Here is a 16871-nt window from a genome sequence, read left to right on the forward strand (position 1 = left end):
GAAAGTAAAATGTCATTAAATCGTCAATCTTACGATGTAATTGTTAAGATTTCTCAAACTCTTTATTTGATCTTAACAACTTTCGTATAAGATAGAAGGAATATGCTTTTTCATGAAAATCCGGGGGAAGTAAACGATGATTGCACAGATCAAGAGATCTAGATTACGAAGAAAAATAAAAAACATCAAGAAGATCAGCCTTACGGCTTTACTCGGCGGGTTGGTCACTATTTCAGTTATCATGACATTGACCCTCATGGTCATCTCATCTTATACATCTCAGAAACAGTCACTCATTGATAACACCCTGTCCCTAAACTATGCAAGCGCTGTGCAAATGAGCCAAACGCTGGATTCGCTTTTTTATTCCATGCAGGAGAGCTTGAAATATGCAGCCACATATTTCCCGGACATGGATAACTCCAATACAAAAGAGTTGAATTCCACATTGGATTTGGTTCGCAATAGCAGTAATTTTTTTAATTCCGTTTCTTTGGTAAATAAAGAGGGAGTAATCAGGTCTACCTCACCTTACTCACAGGCTAGTGTAGGCCACCATGTTAGTTCCAATGCAGCAAAAGAAGCGGTTAAATTGAGGGCTTCGTATATCTCCGAAGCGTACCAGACACCCAGAACCAAACGCAGAATTGTATTTGTCAGTGAACCGATCTTTGATTCGGCAGGGGATTACCAAGGAACAATCGGTGGAAATATCTTTTTGCAGGAAAATAATATATTGAGTTTGTCTTTTGGCAGTCAGCTTAAGACAAGTAATGGTTCCTACTTTTTTATTGTGGATAAAAAGGGTACTTTGTTATTTCACCCAAACACCAATCGAATTGGTGAAAATGTCAGTAAAAATGAAGTGGTGCAAAAGCTGCTAGTAAACAAGCACGGTAAAGAACAATACAAAAATCTGGCAGGTGTGGATTCGCTTGCAGGTTATTACAAAGTTCCATCAACAGATTGGGGCGTCGTAATCGTGTCTCCAACCCAAACGGTGTACGATCAGTTGAATCATCATATCCGTATGTTGTTGCTGTACACCTCAGTGCCTTTCCTGATCCTGACCCTTATTGTGGTTCGGGTTGCACGCAAGCTGGCCAGTCCTTTTGCTATGCTGGCTGATTTAGTGAATCAGGTCGATAAGGGACAAGTAGATCTGCCTGTGATGAAGCCTCACTGGAATAGAGAGGCAGACCTTCTAACAAGAGCAGTTGTTGGCGCATTGGCGAACTTTAGGAAACAGACAAACCAGCTTGTCTATGATGCCAGAACCGATGTTTTAACAGGCATGAACAATCGCAGAACCTTCGAAGAAGTCATTCAGGAATGGATTCAGGATGAGGCGCCATTCTCCATTATTGTTCTGGATATCGACCGCTTCAAGTCCATTAATGATACATTCGGGCATCATGCTGGGGATGAAGTATTAAAACACATTGCCAATATCATTCAATTGTCTGTTCGACCAGAAGATGTCTGCGCCAGGTTTGGTGGAGAGGAATTTGTAGTCTTGTTAAGAAATTCCGAGTCTAACGTCGCTTTTGAGATTGCTGAACGTATCCGAATAACGGTCGAAGAAAGCATATTGCCTATAGATCGTTCCGTCACCATCTCGGCTGGAATTGCTGAATATCCGAAGCACTCCACAACATCCACAGAACTGTTTCACTTGGCGGATAATGCATTGTATCAAGCGAAGGAAGAGGGACGTAACCGTACGGTTACGATCCAATCGGTCATTAAATAAGCAAGCAAAGAAGCTGTTCCCTAAAAACTAGGGACAGCTTCTTTTGTGTTTTATACCTCTTGTGAGGATCTGGCCAGAACCTCATTTGTATACGTTTCTCCCCAATCTCGCATGCTGAAGATAATCGGCCGTAACGTTTCACCAAATGGTGTGAGGGAATATTCCACTTTAGGTGGAATCTGGGGGTATATTTCACGATGAACAATTCCGCTGCCTTCCAATTCTCGAAGTTGCAGGGTGAGCATACGCTGGGTGATGTCAGGAAACAATTTGCGGAGCTCATTAAATCTCAAAGGACCGGAGAATAAGTGATACAAAATGGCACCTTTCCATTTGCCTCCGATCACACTAAGGGTAACTTCCACGGAACAGCCGTATGGCGCTGGACATAGCTTGGTTGCATCCTTTTTCATTATAAGTGCACCTCCACTTTACGGTGATTTTCTATAGTATCTATTTGGGTGGTTATATTACATAACGTACGTATAATTCATGAAAGAGCATATCACTTATGATGCAGATTATAAACCCTAATTCTAGGCGAAGGCAGATGTGTTGATGCCTATAAGATAAAAAAGAGCCCCAGTTTCGTCTAGCGAAACATTGAGGCTCCATGTGATGAATTTTGTACATTATATCAGGGCATCGAGGGAATATGCACCGGCTCCAGCGAGAGCAACACCAAGTAATGATCCGAGCATCACAAGGTTATATTCGAATCCTCCGTTCAGATTCCATAGACCTTTATCAGCATGCACCTTGGCTATGGCTACAATCATCGGAAGAATGAGCAGAACGGCACCAACGATAATCCATAGTCCGACTCCAAACAGGAATCCACCGATCAGTTCAGCAAGTCCGGCACACACTGCCAAGGCCCTAGCCGGTTTCAGGCCATTCGCTCCGAAGAATTCAGCCGTCCCTGATATACCCTTGCTTCCAAACCAGCCAAACAATTTCTTACATGCATGTCCGATCATAATGAAACAATCACGAGACGAATGATAAGTAGACCTGTGTCCAACATGAGTTTAGTTCCTCTTCTCTGGATGTATAAAATATGATGATGAGCGTATATACGTTACTTCAGTGACGATAGAATGGAGTCACATAGAGCCATCGTTGCAATATTATCCTTGGCGCTGGAACGTGGGATGGTCTGATTCTGGCAGCATTCGATGAAGTGCGCCATTTCACCAACAAACCCGCGTAGATAAAGGTCACGATAAGCTCCTGACATGGGAGTTCCGGAAGGTGTATATACAGTATCTTGCTCCTCGAGAGATTTCCAGGGAAGGCTGGTCGAACTTCGGGATTGATGAACAGTAAGTGTGTTGATCTCTTCAGCTGCCGCAAATCCGTTGTCAAAGGTGACGAGTACACTTTCACTCTCCCGTGACCAAGCACTCATGCCGGTAAAATAAGCGCTGCCTACTACGTTATTTTCAAATACAAGGGAAATGCTTTGATTAATGTGTTCCCCATCCTTCACGGTTGTGCCTGTAACTCGTATTACTTCTCCGAATAAGTAACGCATCAGATCAACCATATGAATGGCAGCGAGCTTCATGAACTGTTCCTCATCCTTGCAAAATGGGGTACTGTCTACAGCGAATTTCATCTGGAATGAACGTACCTTACCTAGCGAACCACTATCAATGAGCTCCTTCAGCTTCATGTATACGGGGGCATAACGTTTCATAAAACCGACCATAACAACGACGCCAGCCTGCTCGGCAGCTTCTGCTACAGTAGCGGCTTCCGCTGCGTTCCATCCGAGCGGCTTATCCACGTACACATTCTTGCCAGCCCGAATGCATTCGAGAACAAGAATGGTCTGATCTACAGGCTGGGCGACCACAACGACTCCGTCACAGATTTCCTGCTGCAACATAAGCTGAGCATTGTCATACGCTTGTCCGTTGCTGCCAAATCGCAGCAGAGCTGCTTCAGAGCGTTCCATACTGCGTGTGGCAATGGCCTGAATCTGCGCTCCGGCTTCAACAACAGAAGGGTAAATATTCGTGGATGCATGAAACCCGGCACCGATAAAGCACAGATGGGTTGTATTCAATGTGGATCTCTCCTTCATTTTTGCATTCGTATGGATGGTATATTTGTTGTTTAATGCTACCATAGGGTGTTTGAAGTTGAGAAAAAAGGACATATGTCCTATTCTTGAATGAATAAAAAAGAAGTTGCATTTTTATTTTGGAGCATGTATACTCTGAATTACGGTAAAACAAGGAATTGTTTCACCGGAACGCTTTTCATCGATGGATGAGGAGATACATATTATGCGGTCGTGGCGGAATTGGCAGACGCGCACGGTTCAGGTCCGTGTGGGCTAACCCCCGTGGAGGTTCGAGTCCTCTCGACCGCATCTGACAAAAAAGGTTCGTGAGTTGCTCTAGGGCAATTCACGAACCTTTTTTTATTTTGTGGATCATTCGTGTGAAGCCTACATTTTGCTACCAGCATGCTAATGCTAATGTTGCCGCTGGCGCAGAATGACTGCCATGATGATCCCGGCAATGGCTCCTGCAATACCAAATAGCGATACACTGGCAACCACTTCAACCGACTGGAGACGAAACAAAAAAGCGATACCGCTGCCAAAAGTGGTTCCGGCGAGAAATCCGAGCGAAATTCCTAATTCTTTCGTTAATTTCATTGCTTCACCTACTTGGAAATGTGAGATATGGATTTGCAAATATTGGGTACAGGCAGTAAAGTGTGATCAGGAAAATCATCACATGTTATTTCCTTTTTTATCTTGTGGTTTTAACCCGTTAATTATGCATGATATCTCATATGGGAGGGTAAGAGCGAATGAATATGAACGAACGAATTGCAGCATGGAATGAGGAAGCACAGCAGTGTGCTTGCGGTCATCAACACCGGGTGGTGGATATGCTGATACATCTGGAAGCTGGGGCCATTCAGAGGTTACCGGGTTATTTGTCTGAGCAAGGATATCGTCAGGTGACGGTTGTTTATGATCAACATACGTTTCGGGCCGCCGGATCTGATGTGCTGAGTAGTATTCGCGAAGCGGGAATGCATGTGGATGAGATCGCTCTGCCGGAGAATCGTGCGGGGGATATCATTGCGGATGAAGCAGCTATTGTACAGGTCATGTTGGGTGTGAAAATGGAAAGTCAGGCTGTAATTGCGGTGGGTTCAGGTACCATTCATGATCTGGTGAGATTTGTTTGTTCCAAAATGAACAAGCCTTTTCTGTCCATACCGACAGCGGCTTCAGTAGATGGCTTTACTTCTGCGGGTGCACCCTTAATTGTAAGCGGCGTCAAACAAACATTTCAGGCTGTTCCGCCTGAGGCTATCTTTGCCGATCTGGATATTCTGGAGCAAGCCCCCCAAGTGATGACAGCTGCCGGATTCGGAGATATGCTTGGCAAATATACTTCCCTTGCAGATTGGATTGTTTCTCGTGATCTGGGCGGGGAACCGTTCTGTCCGGTTGCTTATCGGATGACAGAAGAAGCGCTGAATACCTGCATAGATCATGTACAAGCTATTGCGGAGGGGCGAGCAGAGGGAGTAGCTGTATTAATGGACGCATTAATTGTTTCCGGTATCTCCATGCTGATCATTGACCATTCCCGTTCGGCATCCGGAGGTGAGCATCATCTGTCCCATATTTTGGAGATGGATCTGATGCAAGCGGGAGAAAGACCGGTTCTGCATGGTGCCAAAGTTGGCGTAGCATGTGCATTGCTTACAGTGAAATATAAAGAACTTGCACAGACATCGGGCGAACCGGTGTTTGGGATATATGACCAATTGCCGGAGGCTTCTCAGCTCATCGCATGGTTGGAACAAGTAGGTGGACCTGTGACTACTGAGCAACTCGGTGTAACCCCGGAGATGGTGGAACATGCATTCAACACAGCGCATACGCTTCGTCCTCGATATACCGGATTGAGATATATCAATGAAGTGTTGAACACAAGGTTAGGATGACCTTTTAGAGAGAATGATCATGATGAAATGCATTAACTTCGCTTGTAGCGGGCTGTGATGGCTCTCCTTGGGAGCAAAAGGTGAAAAAGGGTAGGTTATCTGACATTTCTGATGGAATAGCCAGAACAGTGCTTCAAGTCCGAGAGAGAAGGCATGCATTTATTTTAAAAAAGGCTCTGGCCTCCCTATGGGGAGATCAGAGCCTTTTGGCTGTTCGCTTATTTAGTTGTTGCGACGATCTTTCAAGATGACATCTGCGAACAAAATAGTTTTCGGGATACGGAAAAATTGCTCCGCTTGTTCCTGAAACGCAGCAGAAGGCAGTGTTCCCTGATGCAGCCATTTGCGGAAAGTGCCGGGATGAACCCCGATCCAGTGGCTGACATCTGTCACCGACAGATCATGGACCATACACAAGCCTGTCAAAATACGGTTACTCACCGGAGAACGGGTCACCGTACGCTTCATGAAGCGAGATGACTCGGGTTGACATATGACAGGGCTATTACGCACAACTTCTTCATTGAAAAGAATATGACGCGGGTAGCCGAGTAATTGGCAAGTCTTGTCCAAATTGGTACTGCCGGGTATCCGTCCTTCATATACCCACGCACTGACACTGCGTGAAGAGATGGAGAGGTCTTCAGCGAGCTGGGACAACTTGATATCATTGGCCATCAGTACGGCAAGAAGAACACGATTACGGATTTGACAGCGTGTCGGTTTTCGGAATCGTTTAACACGGACGCCTTTTCCCAAGTATTTACGGTTGATCAGAGACCACGCCTGGATGGAATGTTGTTCTGGTTGATTAGGCATATTTCCTCCGATTTTTTTTAACCAAATACTACAATAAACAACGGGGTACTTTCAAGTGCCGGGATTACCGGTTACAAATGCGTCAATGCGTGAATTCACGATAAAGAGGGAACTACGAACTAGACCATGCGCAATTCACATCCTAGTATATTCCTAGATTACAATGTTTCACTAAAAATGAGGGGAGAAATTGAACAGGAATAAAAATAATATAGTTCTAATTACTTATTACTAGGTCTAAAGAACTTTTATCTGTTTTTTGTTGATATGATGCGGTTTATTTCCCTGAATTCCCCAAAAGCATGTGATTTTCGTTCCCCTGTTGAGAAGAGGATGTGCACAAATCTGAAATGATAAATCCGCATGTTCAGCATGACATGTGACCTGTCAATTCTCTTACTTTTACATATATTGTATGATACTCAAGTGTAAGGGAGAGGTGAGGAACGTGAATCTATCTGTGAATACCTTTGCTGTCATCTCGGGAGCGTTTGTTACGTTTGCTTTTGGCGGATGGGATCAATTGCTGAGCCTGCTCGCGGTCGCGATGGCTGTGGATTATATCACAGGTTTGGCAGCGGCGGTAAGAACGGGTACGGGGTTGAATAGTAACATTGGATTCTGGGGGATTGCTCGCAAAGGGCTCATGCTGACGGTTGTTTTGCTTGCTCACCGAATTGATCTGATCATGGGAACCGATTTTATCAAAGGCGGAGCTATTTATTTCTATCTGGTGAATGAACTCATTTCGATTACTGAGAATTATGCCAGAATCGGTCTTCCATTGCCTGCAAAACTCAGACAGGCCATTGCAGTGTTGAAGAAACAGGAAGATCAGGAGTATCTTATGAATCGTGAATGGTCCAAACCGCAGTCAACCCCGGACAACATCAAGCAGCAGGCTGAAACAGGACAAACTCTGCAGGATGAATCCGCGAAACAGAAGGAGGATGGATCTCAAAAGGAATCCGAATCGAAATAAAACGGTTCGGATTCCTTTTTCTTATCAAGAGAACGTTTCCAAGTATCCTTTCGTAATAGAGAACGTTATGATATATTTTGGATACATGAAAATTCATTCATTTCTACTATTATATTAAACGAGGTGTTTGCCCAGATGATAAAACATATTGTCCTGTTCAAAATGAAAGATCGCTCAGCAGAAAGTATTGAAGCTGCAGCTCAGGTGCTTCGCAATCTGGAAGGTAAAATTGATGTCCTGGTTTCACTTGAAATCGGGATTGATGTGCTTCGCTCGGAGAGATCGTTCGACATTTCACTCACGGCGGAGTTTGCGTCACTGGAGGATCTCCAGGCGTATCAGGTACACCCGCTTCATCAGGAAGTTATCAAGTACATGAACGAAGTCAGAGAACAGTCAATTGCAGTGGACTACGAAATCTGATCTGTCATTCAAACTACGTTGAGATAAAGGGGACTCTGCATGAGCGATTTAAGAGACGTTATGGAATTTCTATATATTTTTGTTGTGTTTCTAATCGCTTGTCCTGTGATGATATTCTGGCTTAAGCGAAGAGGGAAACGGAACCGATAACTCACTGAACGGGAAGTGAACGAATGTATTATGTGAACAGAGAACAGATTGCCCGCCGGCTTGCTGCTGTACCGGAAGTAGCTGAAGGGCTTCGCGGGGCAGCAGAAGCTTGGGATGGCAGTCTCATGCTGGGTATGGTACAGGAACGTTGTCTTCACCTGGCGATCGAGATTGTTACCGATGTGGGAAGTTATCTGATCGACGGCTTCATCATGAGAGATGCAAGCAGCTATGATGATATTATTCAGATTAATTATGAAGAAAAGGTTTTTGATAATCCGACCTATGAGATATTGCGTCAGCTTGTCACGTTACGCAAACCACTGGTGCAGGATTATTACACTTGGGAGCGGTCTGAGCTCCATCCGCTTAGCGTAGAGTTGCCGAGTATACTTGAACATTTTACTACTCAGGTTAGCGCCTACGTGGAAACAGAACTTGGTCCTTTCAATACGGCACAGGCCGAGGGACAGCGTAAGGAATGAGGGAAATCGCATGACAAATGAATCAAAAGAATTCAATGAAGTAAATACTGAAAGTAATGAAACAAATGAAACACCTTCCGGATTCCATCCGGTGTATATGGTTGAACTTTTGTTCCGGGAACGTCCAGAGGTGGATCGCCTGCGTTTGCAGGAAGCAATGATTCGCCATACAGGACAAGTCCGACTGGATGTGAAACAAGAGAGCGGAGGGCAAAAGCATGAGATGCTTGTCTTCTATCATCTGGACCACAAGGTATCCTTCCAGGAAGGGGATATCCCTGCTCAGACTTGTATGCTTCCTGTGAATGAAATCGCAGATCGTGCTCGCTTTGGCGGTGCTCTGCAACAAGCATGGCATTGGCCGGAAGTGGGACAAGTTGTAGAAGCTTCACGGTACTCCATTCGGATACATGATATGTTCACGGCTGCCATGCCTCGTAAACAGCGCCTGGAGCTGTTTCAGAAGACTGTACTGGCAATCATGGAGAGTTTGACCTGTGACGCGCTGTATTGGTATGGCAGTGACAAGCTGGTTGAACCGGAAGCGTATACGCAAGCTCAGGAACGTGAGGAACATCTGTATGCAGCCATGAACGTTCGAATGTATCAAGCCGGAGGTACAGAGGAACAGCGCGGGTTGGTCATGGATACCGTGGGATTATCTGCGCTGGGTGTACCTGATGTCCAGTGTCACTTCGTAGGTCTTGATCCGGATACGGTGGCTCAGACCTTACTGGGTGCAGCGTATTACATATTTGATCAGGGGGATGTTCTGCAAGATGGACAGACGCTGGGTTCTTCTGGTGGACGTCGCTGGCGTTGTGAACATCAGGCTGCATTGATTGCACCTGGACGATATGTGATTGATTTGGACCCGGGGGATGAACATGCCGCGGCTGATCTCGAGCCGGCTCGTCAGAACTGAATTAAGCCGTCATTTGCATCCATTCAAAAAGGGCGTTCAGATTATTTTTAACATCTGGAGTGTCAAGTCAAGCCTGTGCTGCTTATAATGCATCAACAGAGTAGGCATTCGCCCGGATGGCTGAGCGACAGACCGTTGCTTCTGATCCGGAACTTAAACAATAGTAAAGGGAGAGATGTGACGTGAAGGATTCTAACAAAAGTTTGTTGTGGGGAGCTCTTATTGGCTCTGTGGTTGGTTCAGTAACGGCATTATTGCTGGCGCCAAAATCGGGACGTGAACTTCGTCAGGATATTACAGAAGGTGCTCGTCAGGTATCGGAGAAAGGTCAGGAACTGGCTGGTATCGTGGGGGAACAAAGTTCACAGATCGTATCCAAAGTTAAAGAGACCGCAGATGTCGTGATTCAGGATATTCAATCCTGGCGCAATTGCGCTGAAGGGAAAGAAATTCGCATATCGGCAGCCATTGTTGATAACGATATCGATAAAACAGTGGATGAACCGGGAATTGACATCGTAGCGAAGCTTCCTGCGGATGAGTCCAAGGACGACAACTAAGCAAAGCTTGATAAGCAGGCTTTCCTCTATTTAGAGGAGAGCCTGCTTTGTTGCGTGTCCACACATAGATGACATAGCGCGCGGATTTAATTTGAACCCTGTGATGAAATCGGGTAAGATGTAGGTACCTTTTTGCCGGAATGTTCATACGGTAGGAAGAAAGCTCTGAGAAACAATCGTTTTGAGAACCAATTCAATGAAGAAGGAAGCGGTGTGTTCGTGCAGCAAGCAATCGCTATATTAGACTCCGGTGTGGGGGGATTGACCGTCGCCAAGGAAGTGATGCGTCAGCTCCCGCGGGAAAAAATCATTTATTTTGGGGATACTGCCCGGACACCGTACGGACCCCGTTCGTCCGAACAAGTAAAACAATTTACGGAACAAATCGTTGATTTCTTGATCCAATTCGATCCGAAGGTTATCGTTATCGCCTGTAATACAGCAACAGCAGCCGCGTTGGAGTATATCCGTGGCAAGGTGAATATGCCTGTCATTGGTGTTATACATCCGGGTGCGCGGGCCGCAATCACAGCGACACGTACAGGACGTATTGGTGTGATTGGTACCACGGGTACCATAGGTAGTGGGGCTTATACAACGGCACTCAAACAGTTGTCCCCCTATATTGATGTGGTCAGTCAGGCTTGTCCGGCGCTGGTGCCGTTGGTGGAACAAGGTGAATTTCGTTCCGAGCACACGACACATACGGTGGAACAATCATTGGGCGAGATCAAACAACAGCCAATCGATTGTCTTATTCTGGGTTGTACGCATTATCCCTTTCTCATGGACACGATTCAGGAAGTTATGGGACAGGAAGTGAAGTTAATCAGTTCAGCAGATGAAACAGCACGTGAAATCAGTACAATTTTATATGATAAACGAAAGCTGGCCAGTGGGGATGAGACTCCGGTGCATCAATTTTTCTGCACGGGTGACCCGAGAATGTTCCAGAATATCACCCGTCGATGGTTGGGGGAGCAGATCTCCAAGACCCCTGTTGTCTGGCAGGTAACGCAATTATCATAGTTATACTCAAAATATGCATGAATAAGACTTTTAATTAATGTAATTTGGTTGTGGACCATCCCGGAACTGTGAAGTTCCGGGATTTTTTGTCGTCATTATGCATTAACAGGAGATAAACATGATTCTTGTCACATGACGGACAACCTGACCTGCATACATATGTTACAGACACGAAATCGGTCAGAATTGGACAGGAGACCTGTCTTTTCCTGTGGAAAGGAGAACAACATGGATCTGCAGTGGATTATCGTTCAGCGGGGAGATACAATGCCGCGAATTGCGTCAGCACATCATATGACCAAAGAGTTTCTTGCCGCACTGAACCCGGAAGTGGCTTCCCAGCCATACTTGCTGGCAGGTCAGATGCTGCGTATTGTCCCCGGGACAGGTCGCAGATACGCTGTACCGCCCGGAGAACGTGTAGGGGGGATTGCAGGCAGATTTGGTCTGGACGAAGAGGAGTTGCGCCAAGCCAATCCCGAAATCACCAATATAACCGACTGGGTTGGTCGCTGTATTCATATTCCGGCTTCGAATGGAAAAACTATTGTAAAGATTCAGGGAGAGTATGGTTATCGAGAATTAATCAGGGATATAGACAAGTTGGAGAATCAATACCCGTTTATCGAGACGGGGTCCATTGGAACAAGTGTCATGGGGAAGTCGCTGCCTTATTTGCGTATTGGGCAAGGGTCGAGACATATCCATGTTAACGCTTCCGTTCATGCGAATGAGTGGTTGACAACAGCAGTTCTGATGAGGTTTATCGAGGAGTATGCCGAGACGTATAGTGCGCATAGGACATGGCATCAATACCAGACAGAACGCTGGATGCAAGAGACGACACTTTGGGCCGTGCCGATGGTTAATCCGGACGGGGTTGAACTGGTTCAGGAAGGTGTGGTCAATCAACATCCACATGCACAGCAGTTGTTAGCCTGGAATGCCGACAGATCACATTTCACCCATTGGAAGGCCAACATCAGAGGGGTGGATCTGAATGATCAATTTCCAGCCCATTGGGATGAAGAAGCAGCGAGAAGAGGTGTGACCTCACCTGGCCCCAGGGATTATGCAGGGACAGCGCCATTGACAGAACCGGAGGCACAGGCCCTCGCGCAGTGGACACAGCAACATACATTTGATGCGGTTGTATCCCTGCATAGTCAGGGACAGGAGATCTATTGGAACTACCGTGATCTGGAACCTAGGGAGAGTGGACCGTTGTCGCGTAGACTCGCCAAAGCTTCCGGCTATAAGGCGGTGAAGCTCGGTGGCAGTGATGCCGGATACAAGGACTGGTTTATTCAAGATTTCGGTAGACCGGGCTTCACGGTAGAAGTTGGATTGGGTGTTAATCCGCTTCCGGTAGAACAGTTTGATGATATCTGTATAGAAGTGGGAATGTTGCTGGCTGAACTGTTATCCAATGGACAATGAGGCAAGACCCCAGATTACAAAGGTGTGAAACTTAACAGTAGATCATTCGTATAACAGGAACGGACGCTATGAGCGACGTTCCGTTTTTATTATTTTTGATAATGGCATGTTACGTCATTCGTTCTGAATGGTTTTCGAACGGGTAATGATGGATGTGCCGTTTCGGCGACATATACAATTATACGGAGGGATTTAAATGAAGTGGAGAAGACTGCTGTCGTTCAAACGATGGACACAAGTTTTCAAAAGGCTCCCCCGGCTGCTCCGGGCTCCGCAGATTCCTTTGGGAGAAAAGCTGTTGTTTATTATTCCAGCGCTATTATATTGGGTACTTCCTGACGTAATGCCGTTTATGCCCATCGATGATATCGGGGTCACTTTGATTCTGATGAACTGGTTTGTAAGCCGGGCAGAACGTAAATATCCTGTGCTTCAGGAGGGGGCACCTTCTTAATTTGCGGCGCAATGGATCATTTTAACATTGAATTCGCATCAATGTTATTGCGAAGAGCGGTAACTTTCTTTACAATAGATGCTGTAGTTTAAGAATGCTGAAATTGTTGAAACCTGCAATTACAATATAGGAGATGAAGAGAATGAACTGCAAAATTACGCGTAATGCTGCTAAAGTATTGAAGCTTGAATTGGACAAGCCGGAGAACGAAGGAAAAAAACTGCGCGTTGTCATCACCCATGCACATGGTGACCATGCTCACTACGGCCTGGATATCGACACACCAAAAGAAAATGATACAGTTGTATCTACCGATAAAGAGATTGATGTCATTCTTGCAAATGACCAGCCTTTGTTGAACGGTGTTAAAATTGACTACCTCTACTTCCCGGAAGAGGGATTTGTTATTACGAATCCGTCCCAAGGTAATCACGGCGACCACTAAGGGCGCGAAGAAGGGGAACTCATGGCTAACGATATCCGCGTATGCGAAAAGTGTAATCATGTCCGACTGAAATCGATTGTACCCAAGTTGCAAAAAATGGCTCCAGACACGGAGATCAAGATTGGGTGCAAATCCTATTGTGGTCCTTGCGCGAAACGTGCATTTGTCTTTATTAATGGTCGGTATATCAGTGCGCCGACAGAAGAAGAAGTGCTCGCCAAAGTCGCAAAGTTCGTGAAGTAATAGGATATAAAAAGGTGAGTGGAGAAAACTGTCCACACATCAGAAAGGAGGGGCTAAGTGCCTCTCCATTTTTGCGTTTGGGTAGCAGCGAAAGGATGTGTTACTCCATAGCACCTTTGACCATTTCATAAATTTCGAAGGCATCTTCTCGAATTTCAATAGCAATGACCGTAGTATCCTTTTTCAGAAAATGTACATGCCCCATTCGTTCTTCCTCTAATTCGATCCAACCTGTATCCGCTAACTTCTGAAAATAATCCAATGGCGGGTAGAGTCCTTGCTCACCCCCAATATGTTTCAGCTCATACTTAACACCTTCTTTAAGAGTGGGATGATCGGAATAAGCTATGTTTTCAATAAGTTTTGCATTGGTTGGAACCGGGATGTCTGGGTTCATGGATGACGCTGTATATCCTTCTATCTCGTATGTTGCAGGAGTGCAGCCTTGTACCCAAATGAGCAAGGGCAACATACAGAGTGTCAGTAATATTTTCTTCAAATAAATTCCTCCTGATTTGCCATGATTACCTAATAAACGTAGCGAAATCAATTAAAGTTACGATAAAAACACAAAAGAAGAAGAGGAAAATGAATTCAATCCAGAGTCAGCACGGTCAAGGGGATTTATAACGTTCCTGTCACATCAGAACCCGCAGGGCAGTAATGCTTTGCGGGTTTTTCATATCTTTTGCAAAGACTCTCGATCCATGGGTTTACTCCGATAGTATGTCGAATGGTCGCTTAAAATTCTGTGAGAAGGTTAATAGAACAAGAGCAGGCAAAGTTCCATACGGGAGGTACAGAATGACAAAACATATTACAGATTGTACGATTCTGAACAACGGAGTAACGATGCCATGGCTAGGATTTGGAACATATAAAGCAAAAGGTAAGGAAGTACAACAGGCGGTTGAGACCGCTTTGGAGGTTGGATATCGTAGTATTGATACCGCGTCCATCTATGGCAATGAGGAAGAAGTGGGACAAGCTATTGCAAGCAGTGGTGTTGCCCGTAACGAACTGTTTGTGACGACGAAGCTCTGGAACGAGGATCAGGGATTTGACTCAACGTTGAGAGCATTTGAAGCCAGTCAGAAGGCGCTTGGACTGAATGTGATTGATCTTTATTTAATTCACTGGCCTGGCAGAGACCAGTACAAGGAGACGTGGAGAGCATTCGAACGTCTATATAGCGAAGGAAGCATCCGTGCAATTGGTGTGAGTAACTTTCAAGTTCACCATTTGCAAGATATCATAGATGAGGGCGGAACGGTGCCTGCGGTTAATCAGGTAGAGCTGCATCCAGGTCTGATCCAGCAGGAACTTCAGGATTTCTGCGGGGCTCAGGGAATTCAGCTGGAGGCATGGAGCCCGATCATGAAAGGTAAGCTGAACCAAGAGTCCACCCTCAAAGCACTGGCCCAGAAATATGGGAAAACGCCAGCACAGATCATTCTGCGCTGGGACATTCAGAATCAGATTGTGACGATTCCGAAGTCGGTTACCCCGGAGCGGATTCGTGAGAATGCGGACATCTTTGACTTTGAATTGACGCCGGATGAGTTGAGACAGATTGATGCACTTGATTCCGATAAGCGGACGGGTCCACATCCGGATCAACTGTTCTGGGATTAAGTGGGTGGCGCTAATTGAATATAAGTGTTTGATCAACTACTTGTGTTTGTTCCGGTTACGGAATCGTTCTTTTGATCGCTGTTGTCTCCAAATTTTTTTGATTCCTCTTTTTAGAGGATAAAATATGAAGACAAAGGCGAACGCTTCGCTTCTTCAGAATCGATTCCGTCCCCTCCACAGTAACTGTTCATCAAACACAAGTATATACAATGAGCTTGAGTGGTGTGTAGCATATAAAAAAAGCAGCAGGATCAGGGGATACTCCCTGATCCTGCTGCTTTGTGTGTGTGAATTGGCTTAATTTTTTTTCGGGACTTCGCATCCGTCATCTGTGCAGATGCCACTGCCGTCTGTTTCTGTTGTGTTGGATTCAACCATGGTGAAAGGGGAACGGTCGTCCCATGCTTTTTGAATGGCATCCAGGAACACCTCGTCAGGCTGAGCGCCCGATACGGCGAACTTGCGGTCGAATACAAAGAACGGTACACCGCGGATACCGAGTTGCTCGCCTTCCGCTTGGTCAGCGCGGACATTGTCGGTGAATTGATCACTGGACAGCACTGCCGCAGCTGCATTTCGATCCAAGCCGACTTCTTCTGCTAACTGAGCCAACACTTCAGGGTCGCCGGAGTGTTTACCTTCAATAAACACAGCTTGGAATATCCGTTCACTCAGTTCAAGCGCTTTGCCTTGTGTATCTGCCCAGTGTGTCAAGCGGTGAGCTGAGAAGGAGTTCGTAGGGATCATGGCATCGATATTGTATTCCAGTCCTGCCGTACGAGCGTTGGCATTCATCTGGGCATTCATACCTTTGGCCTGTTCCACGCTCATATTATATTTGGCAGCCAGATATTCCGAATTGGTTTTGCCTGGGTTCAATGCAGCGTTTGGATCAAGCTCGAAGCTTTTGAATTGCAGCTTCACTTCATCACGGTGTGGGAACTGTTCCAGTACATTCTCCAGGCGGCGTTTGCCGATATAACAGAAAGGGCACAGAAAATCAGACCATATCTCAATATTCATTTTATTATAACCTCCATCATCCTTTTAGTTGAAACCAATATGGTTACAATTATAAAGCCACTTTCTATAATTCGCAAGGAAATTACTTTTTATCCCGATATGCCTTGGACCAATGGTAAGGTTGAATCTCATCCAGTCTCTTAAAGACCAGTTGACCAGAAGGATCGTATACGGCAGCTTTGACTTCTTCACCCCAGTAAAATAATCGTTCCTGGCATACACCGCAAGGTGTAAGAACCTTAAATTCCGAATGCTCGTCATCACGAGCGATACAGAGGGAGTGGGTGACACGCTCGTTCAATTTGTGGGCTTCCAGATAAGCTCCTGTTTCCAAACATAGATGCGTGGCATCGTTGATGACCTCTGGAGCTACGCTAATCAGCAGGGAGCCAGTTTCGGTATAGACGGCACCCGCACCGCCCCATCCCTGAGGATAGCGTTGCTTCACAAATTTTGCGGCTGCATCGAACAATTGCTGTTCAATATTGAGTGGTTCATTGTGTGATGTCATGTAATGC

20 protein-coding genes, 1 tRNA gene and 1 pseudogene are annotated in these 16871 nt (G+C 45.7%); 14 read left to right on the plus strand and 8 right to left on the minus strand.

Translation table 11 applies throughout. From position 1 onward, the window contains the following. Positions 1-136: 136 nt before the first annotated feature. Positions 137-1753, plus strand: a complete 1617-nt coding sequence (locus BS614_RS13815) for a sensor domain-containing diguanylate cyclase (protein WP_074094420.1) — start codon at positions 137-139, stop codon at positions 1751-1753. Positions 1754-1803: 50 nt separating this feature from the next. On the opposite strand, the gene BS614_RS13820 is transcribed toward BS614_RS13815, so the two are convergent. The 3 genes from BS614_RS13820 to BS614_RS13830 form a co-directional block, all read right to left on the minus strand. Then, the gene (locus BS614_RS13820; RefSeq protein WP_074094421.1) at positions 1804-2166 is read right to left on the minus strand and encodes a winged helix-turn-helix transcriptional regulator; all 363 of its coding nucleotides are present in this window, start codon (positions 2164-2166) and stop codon (positions 1804-1806) included. Between the two features lie 219 nt (positions 2167-2385). Then, positions 2386-2733, minus strand: coding sequence for a DoxX family protein (locus tag BS614_RS13825; RefSeq protein ID WP_342351892.1), 348 nt, complete (start codon positions 2731-2733; stop codon positions 2386-2388). Between the two features lie 101 nt (positions 2734-2834). Then, positions 2835-3827 carry a Gfo/Idh/MocA family protein gene (locus tag BS614_RS13830; RefSeq protein ID WP_074094422.1) on the minus strand — a complete coding sequence of 331 codons (993 nt, stop codon included), beginning with the start codon at positions 3825-3827 and terminating at the stop codon, positions 2835-2837. A 225-nt stretch (positions 3828-4052) separates the two neighbouring features. On the opposite strand from BS614_RS13830, the gene BS614_RS13835 reads away from it, so the two are divergent. Next, positions 4053-4136 (plus strand) — tRNA-Leu (locus tag BS614_RS13835). A gap of 105 nt (positions 4137-4241) precedes the next feature. Here the strand turns inward: BS614_RS13835 and BS614_RS13840 are convergent. Then, positions 4242-4427 carry a hypothetical protein gene (locus BS614_RS13840; protein ID WP_074094423.1) on the minus strand — a complete coding sequence of 62 codons (186 nt, stop codon included), beginning with the start codon at positions 4425-4427 and terminating at the stop codon, positions 4242-4244. A 158-nt stretch (positions 4428-4585) separates the two neighbouring features. On the opposite strand from BS614_RS13840, the gene BS614_RS13845 reads away from it, so the two are divergent. Further along, entirely contained in the window at positions 4586-5740 is a 1155-nt protein-coding gene (locus tag BS614_RS13845; protein WP_084174523.1) for a sn-glycerol-1-phosphate dehydrogenase, read from the plus strand. 222 nt (positions 5741-5962) lie between these two features. Here the strand turns inward: BS614_RS13845 and BS614_RS13850 are convergent, their stop codons facing one another. Further along, positions 5963-6559, minus strand: a complete 597-nt coding sequence (locus BS614_RS13850; protein WP_017689431.1) for a helix-turn-helix domain-containing protein — start codon at positions 6557-6559, stop codon at positions 5963-5965. 415 nt (positions 6560-6974) lie between these two features. On the opposite strand from BS614_RS13850, the pseudogene BS614_RS13855 reads away from it, so the two are divergent. From BS614_RS13855 to BS614_RS13900, 10 genes and pseudogenes are all read left to right on the plus strand, one after another. Further along, a pseudogene (locus BS614_RS13855) lies at positions 6975-7391 on the plus strand (phage holin family protein); the annotation flags it as partial. Between the two features lie 285 nt (positions 7392-7676). After that, the gene (locus BS614_RS13860) at positions 7677-7964 is read left to right on the plus strand and encodes a Dabb family protein (RefSeq protein ID WP_017689429.1); all 288 of its coding nucleotides are present in this window, start codon (positions 7677-7679) and stop codon (positions 7962-7964) included. Positions 7965-8137: 173 nt separating this feature from the next. After that, positions 8138-8599: a DUF86 domain-containing protein gene (locus BS614_RS13865; RefSeq protein ID WP_017689428.1), complete on the plus strand. Its 462-nt coding sequence runs from the start codon at positions 8138-8140 to the stop codon at positions 8597-8599. 10 nt (positions 8600-8609) lie between these two features. After that, on the plus strand, positions 8610-9524 hold the full coding sequence (locus BS614_RS13870; RefSeq protein WP_017689427.1) for a DUF4261 domain-containing protein: 915 nt from the start codon (positions 8610-8612) through the stop codon (positions 9522-9524). Between the two features lie 182 nt (positions 9525-9706). Then, positions 9707-10084, plus strand: coding sequence for a YtxH domain-containing protein (locus BS614_RS13875; RefSeq protein ID WP_017689426.1), 378 nt, complete (start codon positions 9707-9709; stop codon positions 10082-10084). 219 nt (positions 10085-10303) lie between these two features. Continuing rightward, on the plus strand, positions 10304-11113 hold the full coding sequence (gene racE / locus BS614_RS13880; protein ID WP_074096835.1) for a glutamate racemase: 810 nt from the start codon (positions 10304-10306) through the stop codon (positions 11111-11113). 228 nt (positions 11114-11341) lie between these two features. Beyond that, complete coding sequence (locus BS614_RS13885; protein ID WP_425320273.1) at positions 11342-12553, plus strand: M14 family zinc carboxypeptidase; 1212 nt, start codon at positions 11342-11344, stop codon at positions 12551-12553. Positions 12554-12749: 196 nt separating this feature from the next. Continuing rightward, a complete protein-coding gene (locus tag BS614_RS13890; protein WP_017689423.1) occupies positions 12750-13007 on the plus strand; it encodes a hypothetical protein in 258 nt (85 codons plus the stop codon). A gap of 142 nt (positions 13008-13149) precedes the next feature. Next, positions 13150-13452: a heme biosynthesis protein HemY gene (locus tag BS614_RS13895; RefSeq protein ID WP_036609727.1), complete on the plus strand. Its 303-nt coding sequence runs from the start codon at positions 13150-13152 to the stop codon at positions 13450-13452. Positions 13453-13473: 21 nt separating this feature from the next. Further along, positions 13474-13695, plus strand: coding sequence for a YuzB family protein (locus BS614_RS13900; protein ID WP_017689421.1), 222 nt, complete (start codon positions 13474-13476; stop codon positions 13693-13695). A 100-nt stretch (positions 13696-13795) separates the two neighbouring features. On the opposite strand, the gene BS614_RS13905 is transcribed toward BS614_RS13900, so the two are convergent. After that, on the minus strand, positions 13796-14194 hold the full coding sequence (locus BS614_RS13905; protein WP_074094425.1) for a hypothetical protein: 399 nt from the start codon (positions 14192-14194) through the stop codon (positions 13796-13798). A gap of 305 nt (positions 14195-14499) precedes the next feature. Between BS614_RS13905 and BS614_RS13910 the strand changes: the two genes are divergently transcribed. Further along, entirely contained in the window at positions 14500-15330 is an 831-nt protein-coding gene (locus BS614_RS13910) for an aldo/keto reductase (RefSeq protein ID WP_036670089.1), read from the plus strand. Positions 15331-15627: 297 nt separating this feature from the next. On the opposite strand, the gene BS614_RS13915 is transcribed toward BS614_RS13910, so the two are convergent. Beyond that, entirely contained in the window at positions 15628-16353 is a 726-nt protein-coding gene (locus BS614_RS13915) for a DsbA family oxidoreductase (protein WP_074094426.1), read from the minus strand. Between the two features lie 82 nt (positions 16354-16435). After that, positions 16436-16864 (minus strand): cytidine deaminase, encoded by a 429-nt coding sequence (locus tag BS614_RS13920; protein WP_074094427.1) that lies wholly within the window; start codon positions 16862-16864, stop codon positions 16436-16438. Positions 16865-16871: the final 7 nt, after the last annotated feature.

Origin of the sequence: Paenibacillus xylanexedens (assembly GCF_001908275.1) — a bacterium.
Taxonomy (GTDB): domain Bacteria; phylum Bacillota; class Bacilli; order Paenibacillales; family Paenibacillaceae; genus Paenibacillus; species Paenibacillus xylanexedens_A.